Genomic DNA, 22,825 nt, shown 5'->3' on the forward strand with positions numbered 1-22,825 from the left:
CATCGCAACCGCAATGAAGGCGTACTTGCCGTCAATGCAACCCCTCCTTACATCTGGCAAGTTTTTTGCTTTGCTAATTCGTTTATACTTCGGTTATGAGTGTAACCGATGATAAATCCACGCCTGCATCTTTTTCGACCGAGGACGCACGCCGCGCAATCGAGCTTGCGCGCCAGACCTTGCAGATCGAAGCCGATGCCATCCTGGCGCTGAAAAACCGCCTGTCCGACGACAGCTCCGAACCGCTTGCCCGCGCCGTGCATCTCTTGCTCGGCTGCAAAGGCCGTGCGGTCGTGTCCGGCATCGGCAAGTCCGGCCATATCGGCCGCAAGATCGCTGCGACGCTGGCCTCCACCGGCACCCCATCGCTGTTCATGCATCCGGCCGAAGCCGCCCACGGCGACCTCGGCATGGTCACGCCCAACGACGTCTTCATCGCCATTTCCAACTCGGGCGAAACCGCCGAGCTGCTGGCCATCGTGCCGATCGTCAAGCGCATGGGGGCCGTCATCATTGCCATGACCGGCAACGATGAATCCAGCCTGGCCGAGCTGGCCACCGTCCACCTCAACGTGGGCGTCGACAAGGAAGCCTGTACCCTGAACCTGGCGCCGACCGCCAGCACCACCGCCACACTGGCCATGGGCGACGCCCTGGCCGTGTCACTGCTGGATGCGCGCGGCTTCATGGAAGAAGATTTCGCACGCTCCCATCCGGGCGGCGCCCTGGGCCGCCGCCTGCTGACCCATGTGCGCGATGTCATGCGCAGCGGCGACGCCATCCCTGCCGTGCGGCCGGATGTCTCGCTATCGGCGGCATTGATGGAAATCACGCGCAAGGGCATGGCCATGACCGCCGTGGTCGACGAGCACTTCCACCCGATCGGCGTGTTCACCGACGGCGACTTGCGCCGCCTGCTGGAGCGTGGACAGGATTTCAGCCAGTTCTCCATCGCTGATGTCATGCACGCCAATCCGCGCACCGTGAACCAGGACCAGTTGGCCGTGGACGCCGTGCAATTGATGGAAGAGTTCCGCATCAACCAATTGCTGGTGACCGATGCGCAAGGCGTGCTGACTGGCGCGCTGCACATCCATGACCTGACCCGCGCCAAGGTGATCTGATGACGCAAGCCTTCGCCAGCACCTTTGCTCCCGCAGTCCTCGCCAAGGCAGCCGCCACGCGGCTGATGATCTTCGACGTCGATGGCGTGCTGACCGACGGCGGGCTGTTCTACGGCGAAGACGGCGAATCGGTGAAGCGCTTCAATGCGCTGGACGGCCACGGCATCAAGATGATGCAGCAGTTCGGCGTGGCCGCCGCGATCATCACCGCGCGCCAGTCGCCTTTCGTACTGCGCCGGGCCAATGACCTGGGCATCGCCCACGTATTCCAGGGTGCGCATGACAAGCGGCTGGCATTCCAGGCATTGCTGCAGCACACCGGCCTGCAGGCCGGAGATTGCGGGTATCTGGGCGACGACATCATCGACCTGCCGGTCCTGACCAAGGTCGGCTTCAAGGCTTGCGTCGCCAACGGGCACCGCGAAGTCAAATTGCGTTCCGACTACGTGACGGCTGCCGCCGGCGGCAACGGTGCCGTGCGCGAAGTCTGCGACCTGGTGCTGGCCGCACAAGGGAACTACGAGGCGGCCCTGGCGCCGTATCTGGCATGAGCAACCACAGCGGCGAGCGCGCGGCGCAACGCATCCGCCTGGGCGTGCTCCTGGTGGTGCTGATCGCGCTCGCGCTGGGCAGCTTCTGGATACTGCAAACGCTGCGCAGCAGCGGCGACCTGCAGCCGTACGTCCGGCCGACCAGCAAACCCGACTACTACCTGGAAAATTTCAACTACGTGAAACTGGGCCCGACCGGGTTGCCGCGCTACGACGTATCGGGCACCAAAATGGTCCACTTCCCGACTGACGATTCCTTCGAAATCACCAAGCCGGTGGTGCACAGCCTGGACAAGGAAAAGCCGCCGATGGAGCTGTATTCCAATACCGCGCGCGTTACCGACGACCAGACCAAGATCCATATGTACGGCAACGCCAACGCCATTCGCGGCGGCACCAACGGTGGAGCCCCGATGCATCTGGTCTCCGAATACCTGTTGCTGCTGCCGGACGATGAAATCGTCAAGACCGATAAACCCGTTGCAATGACGATGGGCACCACCAGATTGAACGGTGTGGGGATGATCGCCAACAATGCCACGCAGGAAGTGCAACTGCTGGGCAACGTGCGCGGCTACTACGAACCGACACAAAAGAAACGCTGAGCCAAGACTCAACCTGACAGGAACTTATGAAACGCTCACTCTTACTGCCCTGGTTGCTGCTGATCGCCGTCTGCGGTGCAGCGCGCGCGGAAAAGGCCGACTCGACCAAGCCGACCAACATCGAAGCCGACCAGATGGTCTACGACGATGTACGTCAGGTGAAGACCTTCACCGGCAATGTGGTGCTCACGCGCGGCACGCTGCTGATCAAGGCCGGCCGCGTGGTGCTGACCACCGACCAGTACGGCTACGAATATGCGGTGCTGTATGCGGCATCGGGTTCGCTGGCCAGCTTCCGCCAGAAGCGCGACGGCGGCCCCGACCTGTGGATCGAAGGCCAGGCCGAGCGCATCGAGTATTCCGAACAGACCGAGATTTCCAAGCTGTTCAACCGCGCGCACATCCAGCGCATGGACGGCAAGCGCATTACCGACGAGGTCAACGGCGAGTTCATCTCCTACGACAGCCGCGCCGAATTCTATTCGGTCAACAACACCGCATCGGGTGAAAGCAAGCCGGGCGCGGGCCGCATCACCGCAGTGATCCAGCCCAAGAATCCGCCTGCCCAGCCGGTGCCGCAAACACCGCCGGCCCAACCCGGAAAGGGCCAGTAACATGGTGAGCTCGCTGGTTGTCCGCGGACTGAAGAAAAGCTATGGCGCACGCCAGGTGGTGCGTGACGTGTCGATGGAAGTGCAGAGCGGCGAAGTGGTCGGCCTGCTGGGGCCCAACGGCGCCGGCAAGACCACCTCGTTCTACATGATCGTCGGCCTAGTGCCATCCGACGGCGGCGAAATCGACCTGGATGGATCGGCCATCTCGGGTCTGCCGATCCACAAGCGCGCCACGCTGGGCCTGTCTTACCTGCCGCAGGAAGCATCGGTGTTCCGCAAGCTCACGGTGGAAGACAATATCCGCGCCGTGCTTGAGCTGCGCCAGGAAAACGGCAAGCCGCTCTCGCGCGACGAGATCGAAGGCCGCCTGAACAACCTGCTGCATGAACTGCAGATCGAGAAGCTGCGCGACAGCCAGGCACTCTCGCTGTCGGGCGGCGAACGGCGCCGCGTCGAAATCGCGCGCGCGCTGGCAACCGATCCGCGCTTCGTGCTGCTGGACGAACCGTTCGCCGGTATCGATCCTATTGCAGTGATCGAGATCCAGCGCATCGTGCGCTTCCTCAAGGAGCGCGGCATCGGCGTGCTGATCACCGACCACAACGTGCGCGAGACGCTGGGCATCTGCGACCGCGCCTACATCATCAACCAGGGCACGGTGCTGGCCAGCGGCAGTCCGGACGACATCATCGCCAACGAATCGGTGCGGCGCGTCTACCTGGGCGAACATTTCCGCATGTGAGCGCCGTGCGGGCAGCCGCAACGCACAACACGCACGCAGCACGTAACAAGCCGGCTACGCGGCTCCTGAAAGCCAGATGAAACAGTCCCTCCAGTTACGCACATCGCAGCACCTCGCATTGACGCCGCAATTGCAGCAGTCGATCAGGCTGCTGCAATTGTCGACACTGGAACTGCATCAGGAACTGGAACAAATCCTGTCCGACAATCCGCTGCTGGAACGGCTCGACGACGCACTCGACAATTCGGTGCGCCTGCTGGCCGACGGCGCCCTCTCCGCCTCGCCCTCCAGCGGTGTGGCCGACAGCGCCAGCGAAAGTAGCAATACCGAAGCAGCCGCGCCCGCAAGCGATGGCGAATCCAGCCTCGAATACCAGGACAACACGCCTGAAGGCAGCGTCAGCGGCGAATCCGAATGGAGTTTCGACGATGTCGCGCGCAACGGAAAATCATCGGACGATGAAGATGCGCGGCCGCAACTGGAAGCGCACCAGACCACGCTGCGCGAGCATCTGGTGGAACAGATCCGCGTCACCGCCCGCACACTGCGCGACCGCGCGCTGCTGGAGCTGCTGGCCGATACGCTGGACGACAACGGCTACCTGGACGAGCCGCTGGAAGATATCCTGTCGCACCTGCCCGAAGAGCTGGGGATCGATCTTGAAGAGCTGTCGATTGCGCTCAAGCTGCTGCAAAGCCTTGACCCGGCCGGCGTCGGCGCGCGCAGTCCAAGCGAATGCCTGGCGCTGCAAATCCGCCGGCTGCCCAAGATCCCCTTCGTCACGCGCAAGCTGGCGCTGAAGATCGTCGAGGACTACCTGCCGCTCTTCGCCCAGCGCGACTTCAACAAGATCAAGAAGGCGCTCGACTGCGACGACGAGGACCTGCGCGAAGCCCAGGTCGTCATCCGCCAATGCCAACCGCACCCGGGCGCCGGATTCGCACGCGACACCTCCGACTACGTGGTGCCGGACGTGATTGTCAAACAAACAAAGAGCGGCTGGCAGGTCATGCTCAACCATGACGTGATGCCCAAGCTGCGGGTGAACGCGATGTATGCGAGTGCGCTCAAGCAATCGAAAGGCGAAGTTTCGCTCACATCGCAGCTGCAGGAAGCGAAGTGGCTGATCAAAAATATGCGGCAGCGCTTCGATACAATTTTGCGAGTTGCACAAGCTATTGTCGAACGTCAAAGAAACTTCTTTTCACATGGCGCAGTTGCCATGCGCCCCCTTGTGCTGCGTGAAATTGCTGATACACTGGGTCTACACGAGAGCACTATCTCGCGTGTCACAACTCAAAAATACATGCTGACACCGCATGGCATGTTTGAGTTGAAGTACTTCTTCGGCAGCCACGTCGCAACGGAAACCGGAGGTGAAGCTTCCTCCACTGCGATCCGGGCGCTGATCAAACAATTGATAGGAGCTGAAAACCCGCAGACCCCATTATCCGATAGCAAGATTGCGGATATGCTGGCAGAACAAGGCATGGTGGTCGCGCGACGCACAGTCGCAAAATACCGAGAAGTGCTGAAGATTCCCCCAGTCAATCTCCGCAAATCCCTCTGAGTTGTTTCTCAGTTTTTCTGTTGTACTTTGCAGCCGTCGCTGTGTTCAGGCAACCATCCGGTGCAATCTGACCACGCATGTGCTCTCAAGGTGTATTGGATGAGATGCACGAACCTCCAGTGACTTCACGATAGGAGTGTTGTATGAATCTGACCATTAGTGGACACCACCTCGAACTGACCCCTGCTCTGCGGGAATACGTGCAAAGCAAGCTGGCACGGATCAAGCGCCATTTCGACAACGTGATCGACGTCAGCGTCATCCTGAGCGTAGATAAACTGACAGAAAAAGAAAAAAGGCAAAAGGCGGAAATCAACGTCCATATCAAGGGGAAAGATTTACATGCGGAAAGTATCGCCCACGATCTCTACGCGGCTATTGATGCATTGATCGACAAGCTCGATCGCCAGGTCATCAAGCACAAGGATCGTCTGCAAGACCATCATTCGATGGCCAAGAGGCTGCCGGAAGACACCGTTTCGGGCGCGGCAGCAAGTGCATAGCGGATAATCCGCCAACGACGGGGCCATAGGTCCCTTCAATGAGGAAAGGGCGCGAAAGCGCCCTTTTTCATTTCTCCCGGCTTTCTTGTTTCCTGTTCACCGGAACCGCCATTAAAAATGGCCACCGGGAAACATTGCAAACAATTCAAATAATTTACGTGGGCGGACACAACACGTTTTCCCTTCGCACACGGTGTTTCAAACGCGGATTGCGGCTTTTTCATATAATGTCGGCAATCACCATTTTTTAAGGCATAGCCATGAGCGACGTTCAATCCTGGATCAAGGAAACCGTGACCCAAAACCCTGTCGTGCTGTTCATGAAGGGCACCGCGCAATTCCCGCAATGCGGCTTCTCCGGCAAGGCGATCCAATTGCTCAAGGCCAGCGGCGCCGAGAACATCGTCACCGTCAACGTGCTGGAAAGCCCGGATGTGCGCCAAGGCATCAAGGAATATTCGAACTGGCCGACCATTCCCCAACTGTACGTCAAGGGCGAATTCGTGGGCGGCTCGGACATCATGAACGAAATGTACGCATCGGGTGAACTGCAAACCCTGATCAAGGGTTGAGCCCCGGCCGCGCCGTATTGACTCCCCTCGTTCCCGCCACATGCCGCGCCAACGCCTGATCATCGCCATCACCGGCGCGACAGGCGCGGTCTATGGCGTACGCTTGCTCGAACACCTGCGCGGCCACGCGCAGGTTGAAACGCATCTGCTGATCTCGGACGCCGGCGTACTCAATATCCACCAGGAACTCGACCGGAACCGCAAGGATATTGAAGCGCTGGCCGACGTGGTCTACAACGTGCGCGATGTCGGCGCGTCGATCGCCAGCGGCTCTTTCGCATCAGCCGGCATGGTCGTTGCGCCATGCTCGATGAAAACGCTGGCGTCGGTTGCACATGGCCTTTCCGACAACCTGATCACGCGCGCCGCTGACGTGGTGCTGAAGGAACGCCGCCGCCTGGTCCTGATGGTGCGCGAGACGCCGTTCAACCTGGCCCACTTGCGCAACATGACGGCGGTGACCGAGATGGGCGGCGTGATCTTCCCGCCGCTGCCCGGCTTCTACCATCGGCCATCCTCGATGGAACAGATGGTCGACCATACGCTGGGACGCGTGCTTGACCTGTTTGGCCTGGCGCACCAGCTCACGCCGGAATGGCAAGGAATGAAACCAGCATCGGACTAAGCGGCAGCACAACGACGCATACCAAAAAACAAAACGCGCCGCGGGAAAACCTGCGGCGCGTTTTTTTGTTGCCAACGAACAGTGATCAGCCGCGGCCGATGTAAGGCATCTTGGTCGCCATCACCGTCATGAATTGCACGTTGGCATCCAGCGGCAGGCTATCCATGTAGAGAATCGCCTTCGCCACATGCTCGGCATCCATGGTCGGCTCCACCTTGGTCGAACCATCGGCCTGCAGCGTGCCCTTCTTCATCAGCGTGGTCATGTCGGTCGAGGCGTTGCCGATGTCGATCTGGCCGCAGGCGATGTCGTATTGGCGGCCATCCAGCGAGGTGGCCTTGGTCAGGCCGGTGATGGCGTGCTTGGTCGCGGTGTACGACGCCGAGAACGGACGCGGCGCGTGCGCCGAGATCGAGCCGTTGTTGATGATGCGGCCACCGCGCGGCGATTGCGCCTTCATGATGCGGAAAGCTTCCTGCGTACACAGGAAGACGCCGGTCAGGTTGATGTCCACCGCCGACTTCCACTGTTCCACGGTCAGTTCTTCCAGCGACACCGGCGGCGCAAAGATGCCGGCGTTGTTGAACACCATGTCGATGCGGCCGAAACGCTCCTTCGCCTTGGCGAACAGGTTCTTCACCGAAGCCGGGTCGGTCACGTCGGCGGCCACCACCAGCGCGTTGGCGCCATGCTCGCCGGCCAGCTTCACGGTCTCTTCCAGCGCATCCTGGCGGCGGCCGGCCAGGGCCACGCCATAGCCGTCGCGCAGCAGCGCCAGGGTGATCTGCCGGCCGATGCCGGAGCCCGCGCCGGTTACCAGCGCAATTCGTTTCGGTGCTGCCATCGTGTCTACTCCTGTCTGATCTTCTTGGTGGATGATGTGCAATGATGTACGCCAAGCGCGGCCGTAAAAAAAGCCGCCCGTTATGCACAGGCGGCCTTCACTATAGCAAACGCAATGGGCGGCTTCGATGAGAGATTTTCAATCCTCGCGCCAATCTTCATGCATCGGCCGATGCCGGCCGCTTACACCGTAGCCGACCACGGCTTGCCGATATCGATGCCCAGCGTGCGTGCCGCCTCTTCCAGCTTGGCGCGGTCGCCGCCGGTGATTTCCGCCAGCGTGCTGTAGGCAATCCAGCGCGCATCGATCTCGAAGAAATCGCGCAGGTTGACCCGCGTATCGCTGCGCCCAAAACCATCGGTGCCCAGCGTGACGTAGGTGCCCGGCACGAAGGCGCGGATGCTTTCAGGCAGTGTGCGGATGTAATCGCTCACCGCGATCACCGGCGCATCGCTGCCTTGCAGTTGCTGCGTCACATACGGTTGCGCATCGCCGCCGGCCAGACGCCGCTTGCGCTGCGCGGCCACGCCGTCACGCGCCAGCTCGGTGAAGCTGGTGACGCTCCACACCTCGGCGTCGATCTGCCAATGCTTGCTGAGCAGCTCGGCGGCGGCCACCACTTCCTTCAGGATGGGGCCGGCCCCCAGCAAGCGCGCCTGCGGCTTCGCCTTCTTGCCCAGGCAATACATGCCGCGCAGGATGCCTTGCTCGACGCCGGCCGGCATGCTCGGCTGCGCCTCGTTTTCATTGGTCACGGTGACGTAGTAGAACACGTCGTCATTGCGCTCCAGCATGCGGCGCATGCCGTCATCGATGATCACCGCCAGCTCATACGCATAGGCCGGATCGTAAGACACGCAATTCGGGATCGACGCCGCCACCACATGGCTGCTGCCGTCCTGGTGCTGCAGGCCTTCACCGCCCAGCGTGGTGCGTCCCGACGTGGCGCCGATCAGGAAACCGCGCGCACGCTGGTCGGCCGCGGCCCAGATCAGGTCGCCGATGCGCTGAAAGCCGAACATCGAGTAATAGATGTAGAACGGCAGCATGGGCGTACCGTGCACGGAGTAGGCGGTCGCGGCCGCAGTCCATGAAGAGATCGCACCCGCTTCGGTAATGCCTTCCTCCAGGATCTGGCCGTCCTTGGCTTCACGGTAGTAGAGGATGGAACCGATGTCTTCCGGCTCGTACAACTGGCCCTGGGAAGAATAGATGCCGACCTGGCGGAACAGGTTGGCCATACCGAAGGTGCGCGCCTCATCGGCCACGATCGGCACCACGTACTGGCCGAAGTCCTTGTCCTTCAACAGGTTGCCCAACTGGCGCACCAGCGCCATGGTCGACGACATTTCCTTGCCGTCGGCCTCCAGCGCGAACTTGCTGTGCGACGCCATCGGCGGCACCGTGCGCTTGGCATCGCCGGCCTTGCGGCGTGGCATGTAACCGCCCAGCGCCGCGCGGCGCGCGTGCAGGTGCTTCATCTCGGCGCTATCGTCGGCCGGCTTGTAGAAGGCCAGCGAGCGGCATTGCTCGTCCGACAGCGGCAGCTTGAAGCGGTCGCGGAATTGCAGCAGGCTTTCTTCATCCAGCTTCTTTTGCTGGTGGGTGGTCATCTTGCCTTCGCCGGCCGCGCCCATGCCGTAACCCTTCTTGGTCTGCGCCAGGATCACGGTCGGCTGGCCGCGATGGTCGGCTGCCGCCTGGTAGGCCGAGAAGATCTTCTTCATGTCGTGGCCACCGCGACGCAGGCGGTTGATCTCCTCATCGGTCAGCGTCGCGCCGATCGCCTTGGTGCCGGGCGTCTGGCCGAAGAAGTGTTCGCGGTTGAAGGCGCCGTCGTTGGCGGCGAAGGTCTGCAACTGGCCATCGACGGTGCGGTTGAGCGCATCGACCAGCTCGCCGTCCTTGTCGCGGGCAAACAGCGCATCCCAGTCCGAGCCCCACAACAGCTTGACCACATTCCAGCCGGCGCCGGCGAACAAGGTCTCCAGCTCATCGACGATGTGCCCGTTGCCGCGCACCGGACCGTCCAGGCGCTGCAGGTTGCAGTTGACCACGAAGATCAGGTTATCCAGCTTCTCGCGCGACGCCAGCGAGAGCGCCGCCAGGGATTCCGGCTCGTCCATCTCGCCGTCGCCGAACACGCCCCATACCTTGCGATTCTGGTCCTGCAGCAAGCCGCGATTCTCCATGTAGCGCAGGAAGCGCGCCTGGTAGATCGCGTTGATCGGGCCGATGCCCATCGAGCCGGTGGGGAACTGCCAGAAGTTCGGCATCAGCCAGGGATGCGGATAGGACGACAGGCCCTGCTTGCCGGCACGCTTGGCTTCTATTTCGCGGCGGTAGTAACCAAGGTCTTCTTCGGAGAGCGCACCTTCCAGGAACGCGCGCGCATAGATGCCCGGCGCCGAGTGCGGCTGGAAATAAACGATGTCACCGGCGAACTTGTCGTCGCGTGCGCGGAAGAAATGGTTGAAGCCGACTTCGAACAGGTCGGCCGCCGATGCAAAGCTGGCGATGTGGCCGCCCAGCTCGCCATAAGACCGGTTGGCGCGCACCACCATGGCCAGCGCGTTCCAGCGCATGATGCTGGCGATGCGCTCTTCAATGGCCTGCGCGTCGGAACCGCCGGGGAAAGGCGGTTCCTGTTCAGGACGAATGGTGTTGAGGTAAGGAGTATTGCGCGCATCGCGCCAGTTGATGCCGTATTGCTGGGCTGCGGCCGACATCCGCGAGAGCAGGAAGCGCGCCCGTTCCGGGCCGGCTTCGGCCAGCACGCTTTGCAGCGCCTCCAGCCATTCCTGGGTTTCCTGGGCATCGATATCAATATCGCGGGCAATACCATTGGCTGACGACATCTCCACTTCCTGATCTCCTGTTGCAACGCAGGCCAAGGGCCGTAACCTATCGCACAATCCAGACGCTCCACGCGGGAAGCGCCGGCATGCTGCAATGAGTTCTATGCAAAGAGCCAAAAAGCCGGTAAAACACAGGCCGCACCCTTGGTCTCCTCACACCGGACGCCTTGTTCAGCGTTTTTATTGGTAATTGGTCTACGATACGCCTGATGCACCGGCATGAGTCACTTAAAATGGGAAGTTGTCATACAATATTCAGCACCACGTGCTAAAAAATTGAAACTTACAGAATTAAATTTCGATAATGGAACTAGATACCACCGATTTGCGAATCCTGAACATCCTCCAGGAGAACAGCTCGATCAGCAATCTGGAACTCGCCAGCCGCATCAACCTTTCCCCCTCGCCGACCCTGGCACGCGTCAAGCGCCTGGAGACGGAGGGCATCATCTCGCGCTACGTGGCGCTGGCCGATCCGCACCTGCTGGGGTTGAAGGTCAACGTGTTCGTCAAGGTGATCCTGGAACGCCAGGGCGCCGAAGCGCTGGCCCAGTTTGAAAGCGCGGTGAGTGCTTTCGATGAAGTCATGGAAGTGTATCTGATGACCGGCGACGAGGATTACCTGCTGCGTATCGTCGTGCCCGACCTGCTGACGCTGGAGCACTTCATCGTCGACCACCTGACCAAGATACCCGGCATCAAGAACATCCGCTCCAGCTTCGCGCTCAAGCAGATCAAGTACAAGACCGCGCTGCCCACACCCAAGATCAAAACCAAGCGCTGAACGGTACCGCATCAAAAAGATACAGACAAACAAAAGGGCCTTGCGGCCCTTTTGTTTTCGTCATGCACAACCATTCAATTGCCAACAGGCGGCTTTCTCCACTGTGCCGCCGGACGCATCCAGTCGCCCGGATGCGCCTTGCCCGACACCGGCGCACCATCGGCATCCTGCCCTTGAGGCTGGCACCAGCGCCGATAGAACTCGGCAATACAGCGCGCATACCGTTCGGCATCCACCGGCTTGGGCATGTATTCGGTAGCGCCGGCCGCCAGTGCTGCATCTTCTCCCTCCATATCGTACGAAGGGAAAGCCACCACCGGAACGCCGGCCAAATCCGGATCGGCACGCAATTCCCGCAACACTTCCAGGCCATCGGCGCCGTCCAGGTCGGACTCCAGCAGGATCAGCGAAGGCAGCGGACTGTCACTGGTGCGGCGGCGCTGCTGCAACAGGCAACGACGGGCCGTCGCCGCGTCGGAATACACATGGAAGGAACAGCGCAGATTGCCCTTCCAGAGCGCGAAGCGGACCAGATCGGCCGCTTCGGGACTGGAATCGATCATGACAATACTAGGGAAATCCATACACCGTACATCCTGTAAAACTCGAAGAAACTGCCGGCTTTGGCCGACCTTGATGTTTTACAGGAGTCAACACGCCAACGGCATCGGAAATTTCCTGAGCGACAAGATTCCACGCTTTCGGGGATCCCGCCCACAGTCCCGGTTTTCAAGGCACAAACTCAGGCCCTCCCCCTTGCCGCAGCAGCCGACACGATGTTATTGCGCCACACGAACAGGGCGCATCCAAGTATTTTTAGTACGGGAGGTAGCGGCAATATCTGCCACTCATGCAGGATAATGGCGACGCTTGCATCGATGCATTGTCACGGCACCTGTTTCGTTCCCCAATGACGGCCACATGGACCCAGACCATAAAGAATCAGCCAACGATCACGAGAGCATCTTCGGCCTGTTCCTCATTTTCCTTCGTCTTGGCCTCACCTCGTTTGGCGGCCCGATTGCCCATCTCAGCTACTTCCACAATGAATTCGTCACCAAAAGGCGATTTCTCTCCGAGCGAAGTTACGCGGACCTGGTCGCTTTATGCCAATTCCTTCCCGGCCCTGCAAGCAGCCAGGTCGGAATTGCCATTGGACTCCTCCGACACGGCTATCTTGGCGCAGTAGCATCGTGGGCAGGCTTTACCTTGCCCTCTGCCATTGCATTGATACTTTTTGCCCTCGGCATTTCCCATTTCGGGACACTCATTCCCCCGGAAGCATTACATGGCTTGAAGGTCGTTGCCGTGGCGGTAGTTGCCCAGGCCGTGTGGGGCATGGCGCGCAATCTATGCACCGATGCCGCGCGCATCTCAATCATGGCTGTTGCGGCATGTATCGCCCTGCTCCTGCCCAACACATTCGGCCAGTTGACCGTCATCGCAGCGGCCGGACTGGTAGGGATGCTGACGTTCAAGCCTGATACTGCTCACCCCCATGAGCCCTTGCCTCTGCGCATAAGCCGCCGGGCAGGCTGCCGCCTGCTGCTGCTCTTTGCCTGCCTGCTCTTCGGCCTTCCCATATTGGCGGCTTCATTCCCGCATGGCGCCATTGCCGACATCAGTTCATTTTTCCGCGTAGGCTCGCTGGTTTTCGGTGGTGGCCATGTTGTTCTCCCATTGCTCCAATCCGAAGTGGTGCCGTCAGGGCTGGTCGATAACGATACATTCCTGGCCGGTTATGGCGCAGCCCAGGCCATCCCCGGCCCGTTGTTCACATTTGTCGCCTTCCTGGGCGCATCCATGAACACATCCCCATCCGGATGGTCCGGCGGCTTGATTTGCCTGCTGGCGATATTTGCCCCGTCGTTCCTTCTTGTGGCCGGCGCCATTCCTTTCTGGGACAGCCTGCGCAAGGACGCTCGCATGCAAGGCGCTCTTGCCGGAGTCAATGCAAGCGTAGTCGGCCTGTTGCTGGCCGCGCTCTACCAGCCAGTATGGACCAGCGCCATTCACCAGCCGGTTGATTTTGCCATGGCGCTATTGGCATTGATTGCACTGATGTTCTGGAAATTTCCACCGTGGCTGGTAGTACTTTTATTCGGTGCGGCAGGCGGTGCCGCCAGCATCCTGGGCAACGGTTGATTGGAAGTTGCGGGAAAACGGGCATTCCACATTCTCGCCTTGACGAAAGCAGAAAACGCGCCGAGCATCAATAAGCGCCGCGACTCATCCGACATCCGAATACTGGCGATCGACAACACGGAATTCTGACGACGCTTGCATACAACCATCTTGACTACCTGAAAGGAAAATCAAAATGATGCTCGAGTGGAATGACTATCAAAAAGAATTGATGGCCCGTATCGGCGAAATTGGAAAACTCAGTCCCGACACCCTGCGCGGGTATCAGGCACTCTCCACCGCAGGCCAGAAGACGGGAAAACTTGATGCCAAGACCCGCGAACTGATTGCACTGGCAGTGGCAGTCACCCGCCAGTGCGATGGCTGCATCACGGTGCATACCGACGCCGCAGCCAAGCATGGCGCCACCGTCGAGGAAATTGCCGAGGCCCTGGGCGTTGCGATCGCAGTCAATGCGGGTGCCGCGATGGTGTATTCGGCGCGGGTCATGGATGCCTTTTCAGTCAAGCATCCTTGATCCGGCACTCCCCTCGCATGAGACGGGAGGGTGGCTTGGTTCAATCATCATCGACTGCTGGAGTCCATTGCCTGCATCCCTCCGGTAGAAGCTGAAGCAAACTACTACAGCCAATTTCACCTCGAGCCCCACCAATTCCAAATCCTCTGCCCCAGACCGAGTTGGTTCGCCCCGCCCGGCCCGCGTCCATGTGCGGCGTCCACGTAATCCCAGACCGCAAGCCCGGCATCCACGAGATCAGGCCGATCTGGTTGGCCAAGCGCACGGAATTCGAAAATCGGCCGATTCCTGTTGGGTGTTGCGATATTACCGACCCCGTGTGCCGTCATCAATGCTCCGGTGCCAGCTACCGCAGCGCCTGTGGCCGCGGCTCCTTCGACAGGTGCATAGCTAGCGATAGTGCCGGCGACCACCAGCGCGGCGCCGGCTACCGCTTCCAGCGCCGAACCGATCTGTACGTCGTAGCTGCCCGCATCCATGCGCGCACCGTAGCTGCCCAGCGATTCGAGATCGTCGGCTTCGGCGCGTCCTGGATACCGCGTGCGATAGTCAGCGGCTGTGAGGCGATCGGTGCCGGTTGCCAAGCCCTGGAACCAGTCGCCCATGCGCAAGCGTCCTCCGAAGTTGCCTGCGCCGGGCGCCGACCCGGCCCGGAATACCGACGTTTGACCGTTGACGTGCGCGGGCGCGTGCGGGCTTGTTATGATCATCTGCCGGGCAATGTGCATCAATTCCTGCCGCCAGGCCGCTGCATTCGTGGCGATGGCGTGTACCTGGTTCGGCGGCAATTGCCGCAGCACGGTGGCAAAGTCGGTGCGCGCCATCAGGCCGCCCGCAAAACCCTTGGGATACGGGGCATTGGTATTCCACGAATTGACAGGAACCTCGACAATCATGCCGATCACGGCAGCCATGTTATTGATGTTCTCAGCAGCTCCAAGCCCCAGTGCTGCACGTATGTTGGGCAGGCGTGCCGTAACTTGTGCACGGATGCCAACGTGTTCTTCGCCGCCTTGATTGATGTAAGCGACGGCGGGGGCCGCACCGGGTACGTTTACGGCGGCCATGGCGGCCCCCGACCGGATCTCCCGCAGCGCATCGAGACTGAGACCCGCGCTGGCCTGGATTTGCGCATAGTGAGGGGCGCCCGCACTGACTATTTCGATGTCGGGGGAGGCGTTGCCGCTGTAAAAGCTGGCAGGTTGGATACCGTTGGCATTGTCGATACGCTGCCAGAGGGCGGCCAGGGTACGCAATCGGCCTTCCGCTTTCGACCGGCCACCCGCTGCGAGATCGTCAATCGGCTCGGTCCGCATTTCAAGGTCGAACGAACCGTTGAGGTCATCGACCGACACATCCCAGCCGGAACCGCTCCACAACACCATGCCCTTGCTCAGCACCGGTGGCGGGGCCACGCCCGGCCGCGGTCTGACGGCCACTGTGCCAAGTTCGACCTCATACCCAATGGCGCGTTGAGCCACGGGCATGGCCGATGGCGCAAGCAAATTCATTTGCGCTATGTTCTCGTCTGCACCTTCATCTGTACGCTGCGCGACTGCCTTGGCTCCCATTACATCGGCCTCATGCTCCAACCCCGCATCATCGTTGACCGGTACGCCACTCTGCATCTGTATCGTCGGCTTCACTCGTCCTTGCGCCTGTTGCACCACATGCCAGGCTTCGTGAGGCAAATGTCGCTCCTGGCCTGGCGCGAGATGAATGTCGCTGCCTTGCGCATACGCATGTGCGTTCAACTGTGCCGGTTGCGGCGAGTTGTAATGCACCCTCACATGATCCATGCCCATTCCCGACAGATTTTCAATGCCCGATTTCAAGTTGTCCGGCAGGCCTGTGTTATTGGGATGGAGAACTTCCTGTTTGGCCAACTGTGTCGGTGCTGAGGGCAGGAAATTTCCTTGCTGCGACTTATCTTCCGCGATGCCAGCACGTTGCGGAATTTCGAATTTTCCTTGCAGAATTTCTTCATCCGATACGCGCTGGGAGGTCTCAGACTCTTCCTGCTCCGGATCCTCAAATTTCATCTTCTGCGACGTCGTACGCGCTGCTGTGTCGCTCTCCATCAACTGCTTCAGCGTTCGCATACCATCATGCCGCGGACTTGCATCCATCATTGCTTTCCGCTGAACGTCGGCAGCCGCAGAGGCGCGATTATCGATAAACGATGATATTGCCGCATTCGATTGTGCAGATTTTTTGCCGGCAAATTCAGCTTGTCGCTGTTTCATCGGTTGCCGAATAACAGATTGATAAACCATTTCCCCCGCCCAAGAAAAATAGTTGCAAACCCTCGATCAATTGCCCATTCATCAACTACGCCGTCCAACATCGCTTGGCACACATGCAAGGGCATGCCCGATTTTTTGTGTAAACGAGGTTTCGTTCTTTCGTTCAATTCATAGAGATTCGTTCACCGAACTGAATAGTAATCCCGGTTAGTGCAGCTTTCCAATGTTGGATTGGCAAAGTCCACTTTATATTGATATGAGCAAGGGAAAGAAGAGTATTACCAGTGCCTCACGCTGATCATTGCAGCGTTTCTCGTGCTTCGCAGACGCATGCGGCGAAATACACAGAGGCCAGCGCAAGCCCGACAGCGCGGTGCTCCTGTGCATTGTTATACGGCGCATGATCCCGCAGGATCGCAACCTGAGCACGTCCGATACCGCGTTACCCATATATAATCACGGACGCCCAAACATTGTCTTGAGCGGCTGACAGCAAGTTTCCATGACTGACCAGCCGTTTACACAGCAATGGCATCGGAGCGTAAAGGAAACTTGCCTCTTCCATGCCAGAAGGACCATAGCCGCGCTTGACGCGGCTATGGCCGTGCAAGAGCAGCATGTTGCTGGTCGCTGGAGAAAACATGAACAACCGCCTGAAAAAAAGACTGATTTACCGCCGTCACCGAATTGGACAATTAATTGCTGCGATCGAGTCGCTTCTGGATTTGGAGCAGTCGCTTCAGGAAGCCAAGAAAGCAGACTAAAGCTCTGGGTAGAAACAAAAAACGGCCTTGCAAGGGCCGTTTTTGCATTCAATGCCTGATGTCAATTCGGCAAGGTCGCCAAGGCGCTGAGGAGTATCCATGCCCACTTCAAGACGGTCACGCACACTTCGCCGATCCAGTACATCAAATCGACCCGGTTGCATCAGGCACGGCTGCTGATGATTCGCGACGGGCTGACTGCGGCGTCCGCTTCGGCACGCGTCGGCTATGAAAGCCCCTCGCAATTCAGCCGCGAATTCAAGCGTTTCTTCGGTCGCAGTCCGATCGAGGAGGTGCGCGATATGAGAGCCTCATTCGCACTATCGCCAGCGGCACAAATCTCGCAGTTTTCTCTAGCGCACTGAATTTTTCGGCGCCTCTACACCGCCTGGACGGTTGAGCAAGCGTTGATTCAAGCCTTCGGCCACCCAAAAGAAAAGGGCTGCGACGCATCGCAGCCCTTTTTCTGTTCCAGTCCGTTCAGCGGGCAGAACTGAGCGTGCCCGCCACCTTGCTGTGGCGCTGGTCGAGGCTGAACGCGCCGCCACCGAAAGCCACGACTTGCAGCAAACCGCCGGCCATGGCCAGGTTCTTCAAGAAATGGAACAACTGGTTCTGATCGGCCAGCGCGTTGTGGAAGATCAGGGCCGAAGCCACCGAGAACAACGCCAGGATGACTGCAACCAGGCGAGTACGATAGCCCAGCGCCAGAAGCGCGCCGCCAACCAATTCGGTCGCCAGTGCAGCGGCGAAGACCAGGATGGGCAACGGCAGCCCCACCGAGGCAATGTAGCCGATGGTGCCGGCAGGGGCCATCAGCTTACCAAAGGCGCTGACCAGGAAAATACTGGAAATCAGCAAGCGGCCGATCAAAGGCAGTACCGAGACTGAAGCGGGAGTGGATGTGGTGGTCATGATGAAGTCCTTTCAAAAATGTCGACAATAAAAAAGTTGATGCAAACAAGGGGCTCGGTGTTGGCGCGCCTTCAGCGCACTCGGCCGCGGGCGCGGAGTTGCTCGCCGAGCCGAGCAATTTCTTGTTCGCCGCGCTGCAATGCAGCGCGGCTGGTGTGGACGGAATAGTGTCCCAGCACCAATGGGTGGGGATGCAGAACCGCCGTGCCGAGGATGAATTCCGTTGCACCTTCTGCAACGACCTCAATCCCGGCACTGCTCTCATTGAGCACAGCGAGTTCGTTGGCGATACGCGCGCCAGCCAGGTGCAGCGCACCTTCGGAGACATGGAGCCAGCCGACGTGATGATCCGGCTCCGGCGCCAGTTGCCAACGTTCACCATCGCGCAGCCGGACATGCAGCAACAGCAGGTTTTCAGGGGCAACCACCTGACTTTGGGCACCGGCATGGCGACCAAGAATCAGGCGTGCCGGCCCTGATTGGGGAACGGCTTCGGGCGGCAGATACTGACTCTGCGCCGGCGCGTGTTCCAGTGCGGCCGGCAAGGCAACCCATAACTGGTACCCTCGAAAGCGTCCGATGCCGGCCGGAGAAGCGTCGTGCCAAACGCCTTGGCCCGCCCGCATCCATTCGACACTGCCCGCTTCCAGCACGCCCGAGGCCCCCGTTGTATCTTCGTAACGCAAGGAGCCCGACAGCAACACGGTCGTCGTAGCGATGCCCGAATGTGGATGCATCGGAAACATCGCGCCGCCTGTAGCCTGGAAGTCGAAGTAGTCTAAAAACACGAAGGGCTTGACCTGGCGACCGACGTCTCCGGGACTGAATATCCTGGTCACAGGGCCATGACGATGGCCGGAAGTCCGCTGGACAACGTAACGCCGGGGGCCTTGAGCTGCGGTCAATGACCGCGTGGGGCGAGGTGATGGAGTAAGGATGGACATCGAAGTAGTTCCGTCTAATGGGTTAGACGGCACTTTAGAAACTAGACTTCCAACTGGGAAGCCTATATGTTTCGATGGATCCCATCCACAGGAGCGATAGATGCTCGACGGCGTATCCCTAGATCAATTACGGACCTTCATAGCAGCGGCAGAAGAAGGCAGTTTTTCGGCAGCGGGACGCAAGCTGCGCCGGGCCCAATCCGTGGTGAGCCAGACCATGGCCAACCTCGAGGCACAGTTGCGCGTGCCTCTGTTCGATCGCAGCGCGCGCTACCCGGTGTTGACCGACGAGGGCAAAGCACTGCTGGGGGAAGCCAAGACCGTGGTCAATGGCATGGATGCCTTCAAGGCGAGAGCACGCACTTTGTCCGAGGGCTTGGAACCAGAGCTATCGGTGGCCGTTGATGTGATGTATCCGATGGCGTCATTGACGGACGCCGTCGGCGCCTTTCGCCAGGCTTTTCCGACGACGCCGCTGCGCATGTATGTCGAGGCACTTGGCGCGGTTGTCCAACCTGTGCTGGATGGCGCTTGCCGCATCGGAGTGATTGGTTCGATGCCCGTGGTTCCCGATGGGCTGGACGCAGAGAAGCTACCAGAAGTACCTATGATCACCGTCGTCGCCCCAGCCCATCCGCTGGCACAAACCCAAGGCATCTTGCGCAGCAAAGAACTCGAACAGCATGTGCAATTGGTGCTGACCGACCGCACCACACTGACTGCCGGCAGCAATTTCGGCGTGTTCTCTCCGTTGATCTGGCGCCTTGCCGACCTCGGTGCGAAGCATGCCTTCCTCAAAGCCGGTTTTGGCTGGGGACATATGCCGCTGGCAATGGTGGAACCAGACCTGGAAGCTGGGCGATTGGTTCGCATCCATCTGGAAATCCATCACCCGACGACACCAGGCATCGCCATGTATGCCGTCTACCGCAAAGATGCGCCGCCCGGGCCGGCCGGACGCTGGTTCATCGATCGGCTGCAACAGTTCATGTCCAATGCGGCGGCATGACCCTGTTCCCGAGAGCCCTCATGGCTCCGGCGCCCTTTCTTGACATCGGTTTCGCCGATGGATTCCATCGAAACAAACAGGCTTCCACTATAGGTCAATGGCTCCTAATCTTCGTTACATGCAACTCGCCGAGTTGCCCAAACCAGGAGCCTCTCATGACCAAGGTACTCGTTCTCTACTATTCCTCCTACGGCCACATCGAGCAAATGGCCGAAGCCATTGCCGAAGGCGCCCGCAGCACCGGCGCCCAGGTCGATATCAGGCGCGTGCCCGAAACCGTGCCGACGGAAATCGCGAAGAACGCGCACTTCAAGCTTGACCAGGCGGCACCTGTCGCGATAGTGGCTGACCTGGAGCACTACGACGCCATCATCGTCGGCACCGGCACACGCTTTGGCCGCATGTCTTCCCAGATGGCAGCCTTCCTCGACCAGGCCGGCGGCCTGTGGGCACGTGGCGCACTCAACGGCAAAGTCGGCGCCGCCTTCAGCTCGTCGGCCACCCAGCATGGCGGCCAAGAGACCACCCTGTTCTCGATCATCACCAACCTGCTGCACTTTGGCATGACCATTGTCGGCCTGCCGTACAGCCACCAAGGCCAAATGAGCGTCGACGAGATTGTGGGAGGCGCGCCTTACGGTGCAACTACCGTGGCCGGAGGCGACGGTTCACGCCAGCCATCGGCGATCGACCTGGCTGGCGCGCGCCACCAAGGCGAACTGGTCGCCAAGACAGCCGCCAAGCTGTTCAGCTAAGGCCCCACGCCGCATCCAGGCGGCCTGGCATCCATTCAATACCATCATCCCGGGCTTGCGGCCCGGGCGGGGCGCACTCGTCCCTTTTCCGGAGAACAACATGAGCATCAAGGATTTCACCGACAAGGTTGTGCTGGTTACGGGAGCCGGCTCCGGTATCGGCCGCGAAGCCGCACGCATCTTTGCCGATCAGGGCGCCTTGGTTTACCTGGCGGACGTCGGCGCTCACGGCTTGGCAGAAACCAAGGATCTGATTGCCGAGCTCGGTGGCAAGGTGCAGGCGGCACGGGTCGATGTATCCGTCGAAAGCGAGGTTGCCGCACTGGTCAAGCGAATTGCCAAGGAAGCTGGCCGCCTGGATGTCGCGTTCAACAATGCCGGCGTCTCCGGCCAGGCTCACCGGATCGAGGACTACCCGACGGCCGACTTCGACCGTGTGATCGCGATCAATCTGCGCAGCGTGTTTCTGGGTATGAAGCATGAGCTGCCCCTGCTCAAGCGCAGCGGGGGTGGCGCAATCGTCAACACCGCCTCGGTCGCGGCGCTGACCGGACCAGGCGGCATGAGCGCCTATGCAGCATCCAAGCACGGCGTGCACGGACTGACCAGGGTGGCGGCGATGGAGAACGCAGCTCATGGCGTGCGCGTCAATGCGCTGGCTCCCGGCTGGACCGAGACGCCCATGGTCGTTACGGCCAGCGCCCAGAACCCCGGCTTTGCCCAACTGGCAACCACCGCCATCCCCGCCAAGCGCGGCGCGCATCCCAACGAGATTGCCGCAGCGGCCGTCTGGCTAGCCTCCGATGCCGCCAGCTATGTGATGGGCCAGATGTTGGTCGTTGACGGCGGCATGACAATCGGCGGCTTCGAACTCTGAACTTCTGCACCCACTATCCAAGGAAAAATCCATGTCTCAAGCCAATGCCAGCGAGGCCGCCAAGGCCGTCATCCGCCGCAACACCGAGGAAGTACAAAGCGGCGGCAACTGGGCGCTGTTCGACGAACTGTTCGACGACGGTTTCCTCGACCACACGCCGCAACCGAACTGCACCCCGGACAAGGCCGGCGCCTTGGGCCTGTACCGCAAGCTGCGCGAGGCCTTCCCGGATTTCCACGCCGCCATCCATTGGCAACGCGCCGATGGTGATGTAGTGACCACCTATAAAACCTACTACGGCACGCATCGGGGCGACTTCCTGGGCCTTGCGCCCACGGGCCGGGCCATCCATTTCGAAACGGTGGATGCCATGCGCGTACAAAACGGCAAGATCACCGAACACTGGGGGGTGGCCAATCTGTACTCGGTACTTCAACAACTAGGCGCACTGCCGCGCTAAGGAGCAAGCCATGAATACCAATATCCTGCAAGGCAAGGTCGTTGTCGTCACCGGCGCGGCCAGCGGCATCGGCCGGGCCATCGCCATCAATGCCGCCAAGCATGGCGCCAAGGCGGTCATCGTTTCCGATATCAACGAAACGCCGCGCGAAGGCGGCACACCCACCGCTCACGAGATCGAGGCATTCGATGTGCCGGTCCGTTTCCACAAGACCGACGTCAGCCAGCGCGAACAAGTCGATGCGCTGGTCGAGGCTGCGGCGAAATTCGGCGGCGTCGATGTGATGGTCGCAAACGCCGGCATTACGCTCCGTGCCGACGGCGCAGATGTGAACGAAGACGATTTTCATCGCCTGATGTCGGTCAATCTTGACGGGACGCTGTTCAGCGCCCAAGCCGCCGCGCGCCAGATGAAGGCGCGCGGCAAGGCCGGCAGCATTGTGCTGATGGCCAGCATGGGCGGCTTGTCGGGCGCCGGCATGACCGTGGCCTATTCCACCAGCAAGGGTGGCGTGGTGCTGATGGCCAAGGCCATGGCCGATGCGCTGGGGCCGGACGGTATCCGCGTCAATGCGGTGGCGCCCGGCACCATCGACACCCACTTGCTGCGCACCAGCCCCGGCATCGCCGAGGCGGCAGAGGGCTTTCGCCAGCGCACGCCCCTGCGCCGCCTGGGCCGTCCCGAAGAAATTGGCGATGCCGTAGCCTGGCTGGGCTCGGACCTGTCCAGCTATGTGACGGGCATTGCCTTGCTAGTCGACGGCGGCCTGCTGTCCGTCATCTGAAACCTCCTCCTATTTCA

General features: G+C 60.4%; 24 protein-coding genes and 1 pseudogene. 19 read left to right on the top strand and 6 right to left on the bottom strand.

Going from position 1 to position 22,825, the window contains the following annotated elements; translation table 11 throughout:
- Nucleotides 1-95 precede the first annotated feature (95 nt).
- The 9 genes from AKL28_RS03330 (at nucleotide 96) to AKL28_RS03370 (ending at nucleotide 6,906) form a co-directional block, all read left to right on the top strand.
- Nucleotides 96-1,124 carry a KpsF/GutQ family sugar-phosphate isomerase gene (locus tag AKL28_RS03330; RefSeq protein WP_050466634.1) on the top strand — a complete coding sequence of 343 codons (1,029 nt, stop codon included), beginning with the start codon at nucleotides 96-98 and terminating at the stop codon, nucleotides 1,122-1,124.
- Nucleotides 1,124-1,675 carry a KdsC family phosphatase gene (locus tag AKL28_RS03335; protein ID WP_050466635.1) on the top strand — a complete coding sequence of 184 codons (552 nt, stop codon included), beginning with the start codon at nucleotides 1,124-1,126 and terminating at the stop codon, nucleotides 1,673-1,675. The genes AKL28_RS03330 and AKL28_RS03335 overlap by 1 nt, the downstream gene beginning before the upstream one ends.
- Nucleotides 1,672-2,280, top strand: a complete 609-nt coding sequence (gene lptC / locus AKL28_RS03340; RefSeq protein ID WP_050466636.1) for an LPS export ABC transporter periplasmic protein LptC — start codon at nucleotides 1,672-1,674, stop codon at nucleotides 2,278-2,280. Before AKL28_RS03335 ends, lptC begins: the two co-directional genes overlap by 4 nt.
- Nucleotides 2,281-2,306: 26 nt before the next feature.
- A complete protein-coding gene (lptA, locus tag AKL28_RS03345) occupies nucleotides 2,307-2,894 on the top strand; it encodes a lipopolysaccharide transport periplasmic protein LptA (protein ID WP_050466637.1) in 588 nt (195 codons plus the stop codon).
- 1 nt (nucleotide 2,895) lies between these two features.
- A complete protein-coding gene (gene lptB / locus AKL28_RS03350; RefSeq protein WP_050466638.1) occupies nucleotides 2,896-3,636 on the top strand; it encodes an LPS export ABC transporter ATP-binding protein in 741 nt (246 codons plus the stop codon).
- 76 nt (nucleotides 3,637-3,712) lie between these two features.
- The gene (locus AKL28_RS03355) at nucleotides 3,713-5,206 is read left to right on the top strand and encodes an RNA polymerase factor sigma-54 (protein WP_050466639.1); all 1,494 of its coding nucleotides are present in this window, start codon (nucleotides 3,713-3,715) and stop codon (nucleotides 5,204-5,206) included.
- Between the two features lie 143 nt (nucleotides 5,207-5,349).
- Nucleotides 5,350-5,709 (top strand): ribosome hibernation-promoting factor, HPF/YfiA family, encoded by a 360-nt coding sequence (hpf, locus tag AKL28_RS03360; protein WP_050466640.1) that lies wholly within the window; start codon nucleotides 5,350-5,352, stop codon nucleotides 5,707-5,709.
- A 260-nt stretch (nucleotides 5,710-5,969) separates the two neighbouring features.
- Nucleotides 5,970-6,281, top strand: a complete 312-nt coding sequence (gene grxD / locus AKL28_RS03365; RefSeq protein WP_050466641.1) for a Grx4 family monothiol glutaredoxin — start codon at nucleotides 5,970-5,972, stop codon at nucleotides 6,279-6,281.
- 40 nt (nucleotides 6,282-6,321) lie between these two features.
- Nucleotides 6,322-6,906: a UbiX family flavin prenyltransferase gene (locus AKL28_RS03370; RefSeq protein WP_050466642.1), complete on the top strand. Its 585-nt coding sequence runs from the start codon at nucleotides 6,322-6,324 to the stop codon at nucleotides 6,904-6,906.
- A gap of 85 nt (nucleotides 6,907-6,991) precedes the next feature.
- On the opposite strand, the gene AKL28_RS03375 is transcribed toward AKL28_RS03370, so the two are convergent.
- The gene (locus AKL28_RS03375) at nucleotides 6,992-7,750 is read right to left on the bottom strand and encodes an SDR family oxidoreductase (protein WP_050466643.1); all 759 of its coding nucleotides are present in this window, start codon (nucleotides 7,748-7,750) and stop codon (nucleotides 6,992-6,994) included.
- A gap of 182 nt (nucleotides 7,751-7,932) precedes the next feature.
- Nucleotides 7,933-10,608, bottom strand: coding sequence for an alpha-ketoglutarate dehydrogenase (mdeB, locus tag AKL28_RS03380; protein WP_050466644.1), 2,676 nt, complete (start codon nucleotides 10,606-10,608; stop codon nucleotides 7,933-7,935).
- Nucleotides 10,609-10,912: 304 nt separating this feature from the next.
- Between mdeB and AKL28_RS03385 the strand changes: the two genes are divergently transcribed.
- Nucleotides 10,913-11,392: an Lrp/AsnC family transcriptional regulator gene (locus AKL28_RS03385; protein ID WP_050466645.1), complete on the top strand. Its 480-nt coding sequence runs from the start codon at nucleotides 10,913-10,915 to the stop codon at nucleotides 11,390-11,392.
- A 74-nt stretch (nucleotides 11,393-11,466) separates the two neighbouring features.
- Here the strand turns inward: AKL28_RS03385 and AKL28_RS03390 are convergent, their stop codons facing one another.
- Nucleotides 11,467-11,955: a response regulator gene (locus tag AKL28_RS03390; protein WP_231602324.1), complete on the bottom strand. Its 489-nt coding sequence runs from the start codon at nucleotides 11,953-11,955 to the stop codon at nucleotides 11,467-11,469.
- A 358-nt stretch (nucleotides 11,956-12,313) separates the two neighbouring features.
- Between AKL28_RS03390 and chrA the strand changes: the two genes are divergently transcribed.
- Together chrA and AKL28_RS03400 are read left to right on the top strand one after the other, a co-directional pair.
- A complete protein-coding gene (chrA, locus tag AKL28_RS03395) occupies nucleotides 12,314-13,537 on the top strand; it encodes a chromate efflux transporter (RefSeq protein WP_050466646.1) in 1,224 nt (407 codons plus the stop codon).
- Between the two features lie 178 nt (nucleotides 13,538-13,715).
- On the top strand, nucleotides 13,716-14,054 hold the full coding sequence (locus AKL28_RS03400) for a carboxymuconolactone decarboxylase family protein (RefSeq protein ID WP_050466797.1): 339 nt from the start codon (nucleotides 13,716-13,718) through the stop codon (nucleotides 14,052-14,054).
- Between the two features lie 116 nt (nucleotides 14,055-14,170).
- Here the strand turns inward: AKL28_RS03400 and AKL28_RS23815 are convergent, their stop codons facing one another.
- Entirely contained in the window at nucleotides 14,171-16,300 is a 2,130-nt protein-coding gene (locus AKL28_RS23815) for an eCIS core domain-containing protein (protein WP_197091039.1), read from the bottom strand.
- Nucleotides 16,301-16,941: 641 nt separating this feature from the next.
- On the opposite strand from AKL28_RS23815, the gene AKL28_RS25290 reads away from it, so the two are divergent.
- Together AKL28_RS25290 and AKL28_RS03410 are read left to right on the top strand one after the other, a co-directional pair.
- Nucleotides 16,942-17,064 (top strand): hypothetical protein, encoded by a 123-nt coding sequence (locus AKL28_RS25290; RefSeq protein WP_269432166.1) that lies wholly within the window; start codon nucleotides 16,942-16,944, stop codon nucleotides 17,062-17,064.
- Nucleotides 17,065-17,126: 62 nt separating this feature from the next.
- Nucleotides 17,127-17,429, top strand: a pseudogene (locus tag AKL28_RS03410) (helix-turn-helix transcriptional regulator); the annotation flags it as partial.
- 115 nt (nucleotides 17,430-17,544) lie between these two features.
- On the opposite strand, the gene AKL28_RS03415 reads toward AKL28_RS03410, so the two are convergent.
- Both AKL28_RS03415 and AKL28_RS23825 read right to left on the bottom strand, forming a co-directional pair.
- Nucleotides 17,545-17,979: a DoxX family protein gene (locus tag AKL28_RS03415; RefSeq protein ID WP_050466648.1), complete on the bottom strand. Its 435-nt coding sequence runs from the start codon at nucleotides 17,977-17,979 to the stop codon at nucleotides 17,545-17,547.
- A gap of 71 nt (nucleotides 17,980-18,050) precedes the next feature.
- A complete protein-coding gene (locus tag AKL28_RS23825) occupies nucleotides 18,051-18,923 on the bottom strand; it encodes a pirin family protein (protein ID WP_082221344.1) in 873 nt (290 codons plus the stop codon).
- Nucleotides 18,924-19,023: 100 nt separating this feature from the next.
- Between AKL28_RS23825 and AKL28_RS03425 the strand changes: the two genes are divergently transcribed.
- The 5 genes from AKL28_RS03425 to AKL28_RS03445 all read left to right on the top strand — a co-directional run bounded on the left by AKL28_RS03425 (nucleotide 19,024) and on the right by AKL28_RS03445 (nucleotide 22,808).
- On the top strand, nucleotides 19,024-19,932 hold the full coding sequence (locus AKL28_RS03425; protein WP_050466650.1) for a LysR family transcriptional regulator: 909 nt from the start codon (nucleotides 19,024-19,026) through the stop codon (nucleotides 19,930-19,932).
- A gap of 155 nt (nucleotides 19,933-20,087) precedes the next feature.
- On the top strand, nucleotides 20,088-20,687 hold the full coding sequence (wrbA, locus tag AKL28_RS03430) for an NAD(P)H:quinone oxidoreductase (RefSeq protein WP_050466651.1): 600 nt from the start codon (nucleotides 20,088-20,090) through the stop codon (nucleotides 20,685-20,687).
- 100 nt (nucleotides 20,688-20,787) lie between these two features.
- The gene (locus AKL28_RS03435; RefSeq protein ID WP_050466652.1) at nucleotides 20,788-21,564 is read left to right on the top strand and encodes an SDR family NAD(P)-dependent oxidoreductase; all 777 of its coding nucleotides are present in this window, start codon (nucleotides 20,788-20,790) and stop codon (nucleotides 21,562-21,564) included.
- 31 nt (nucleotides 21,565-21,595) lie between these two features.
- Nucleotides 21,596-22,024 carry an ester cyclase gene (locus tag AKL28_RS03440; protein WP_050466653.1) on the top strand — a complete coding sequence of 143 codons (429 nt, stop codon included), beginning with the start codon at nucleotides 21,596-21,598 and terminating at the stop codon, nucleotides 22,022-22,024.
- A gap of 10 nt (nucleotides 22,025-22,034) precedes the next feature.
- On the top strand, nucleotides 22,035-22,808 hold the full coding sequence (locus AKL28_RS03445) for an SDR family oxidoreductase (protein ID WP_050466654.1): 774 nt from the start codon (nucleotides 22,035-22,037) through the stop codon (nucleotides 22,806-22,808).
- The last annotated feature ends 17 nt before the right edge of the window (nucleotides 22,809-22,825 follow it).

Source organism: Herbaspirillum chlorophenolicum (assembly GCF_001189955.1).
Classification (GTDB): domain Bacteria; phylum Pseudomonadota; class Gammaproteobacteria; order Burkholderiales; family Burkholderiaceae_D; genus Herbaspirillum; species Herbaspirillum chlorophenolicum.

What these genes read in the sequence shown, in the direction of transcription:
- AKL28_RS03330 (WP_050466634.1), top strand. Translation starts at nt 96, where the DNA reads ATGAGTGTAACCGATGATAAATCCACGCCTGCATCTTTTTCGACCGAG.
- AKL28_RS03335 (WP_050466635.1), top strand. Translation starts at nt 1,124, where the DNA reads ATGACGCAAGCCTTCGCCAGCACCTTTGCTCCCGCAGTCCTCGCCAAG.
- lptC (WP_050466636.1), top strand. Translation starts at nt 1,672, where the DNA reads ATGAGCAACCACAGCGGCGAGCGCGCGGCGCAACGCATCCGCCTGGGC.
- lptA (WP_050466637.1), top strand. Translation starts at nt 2,307, where the DNA reads ATGAAACGCTCACTCTTACTGCCCTGGTTGCTGCTGATCGCCGTCTGC.
- lptB (WP_050466638.1), top strand. Translation starts at nt 2,896, where the DNA reads ATGGTGAGCTCGCTGGTTGTCCGCGGACTGAAGAAAAGCTATGGCGCA.
- AKL28_RS03355 (WP_050466639.1), top strand. Translation starts at nt 3,713, where the DNA reads ATGAAACAGTCCCTCCAGTTACGCACATCGCAGCACCTCGCATTGACG.
- hpf (WP_050466640.1), top strand. Translation starts at nt 5,350, where the DNA reads ATGAATCTGACCATTAGTGGACACCACCTCGAACTGACCCCTGCTCTG.
- grxD (WP_050466641.1), top strand. Translation starts at nt 5,970, where the DNA reads ATGAGCGACGTTCAATCCTGGATCAAGGAAACCGTGACCCAAAACCCT.
- AKL28_RS03370 (WP_050466642.1), top strand. Translation starts at nt 6,322, where the DNA reads ATGCCGCGCCAACGCCTGATCATCGCCATCACCGGCGCGACAGGCGCG.
- AKL28_RS03375 (WP_050466643.1), bottom strand. Translation starts at nt 7,750, where the DNA reads ATGGCAGCACCGAAACGAATTGCGCTGGTAACCGGCGCGGGCTCCGGC.
- mdeB (WP_050466644.1), bottom strand. Translation starts at nt 10,608, where the DNA reads ATGTCGTCAGCCAATGGTATTGCCCGCGATATTGATATCGATGCCCAG.
- AKL28_RS03385 (WP_050466645.1), top strand. Translation starts at nt 10,913, where the DNA reads ATGGAACTAGATACCACCGATTTGCGAATCCTGAACATCCTCCAGGAG.
- AKL28_RS03390 (WP_231602324.1), bottom strand. Translation starts at nt 11,955, where the DNA reads ATGATCGATTCCAGTCCCGAAGCGGCCGATCTGGTCCGCTTCGCGCTC.
- chrA (WP_050466646.1), top strand. Translation starts at nt 12,314, where the DNA reads ATGGACCCAGACCATAAAGAATCAGCCAACGATCACGAGAGCATCTTC.
- AKL28_RS03400 (WP_050466797.1), top strand. Translation starts at nt 13,716, where the DNA reads ATGCTCGAGTGGAATGACTATCAAAAAGAATTGATGGCCCGTATCGGC.
- AKL28_RS23815 (WP_197091039.1), bottom strand. Translation starts at nt 16,300, where the DNA reads ATGAAACAGCGACAAGCTGAATTTGCCGGCAAAAAATCTGCACAATCG.
- AKL28_RS25290 (WP_269432166.1), top strand. Translation starts at nt 16,942, where the DNA reads ATGAACAACCGCCTGAAAAAAAGACTGATTTACCGCCGTCACCGAATT.
- AKL28_RS03415 (WP_050466648.1), bottom strand. Translation starts at nt 17,979, where the DNA reads ATGACCACCACATCCACTCCCGCTTCAGTCTCGGTACTGCCTTTGATC.
- AKL28_RS23825 (WP_082221344.1), bottom strand. Translation starts at nt 18,923, where the DNA reads ATGTCCATCCTTACTCCATCACCTCGCCCCACGCGGTCATTGACCGCA.
- AKL28_RS03425 (WP_050466650.1), top strand. Translation starts at nt 19,024, where the DNA reads ATGCTCGACGGCGTATCCCTAGATCAATTACGGACCTTCATAGCAGCG.
- wrbA (WP_050466651.1), top strand. Translation starts at nt 20,088, where the DNA reads ATGACCAAGGTACTCGTTCTCTACTATTCCTCCTACGGCCACATCGAG.
- AKL28_RS03435 (WP_050466652.1), top strand. Translation starts at nt 20,788, where the DNA reads ATGAGCATCAAGGATTTCACCGACAAGGTTGTGCTGGTTACGGGAGCC.
- AKL28_RS03440 (WP_050466653.1), top strand. Translation starts at nt 21,596, where the DNA reads ATGTCTCAAGCCAATGCCAGCGAGGCCGCCAAGGCCGTCATCCGCCGC.
- AKL28_RS03445 (WP_050466654.1), top strand. Translation starts at nt 22,035, where the DNA reads ATGAATACCAATATCCTGCAAGGCAAGGTCGTTGTCGTCACCGGCGCG.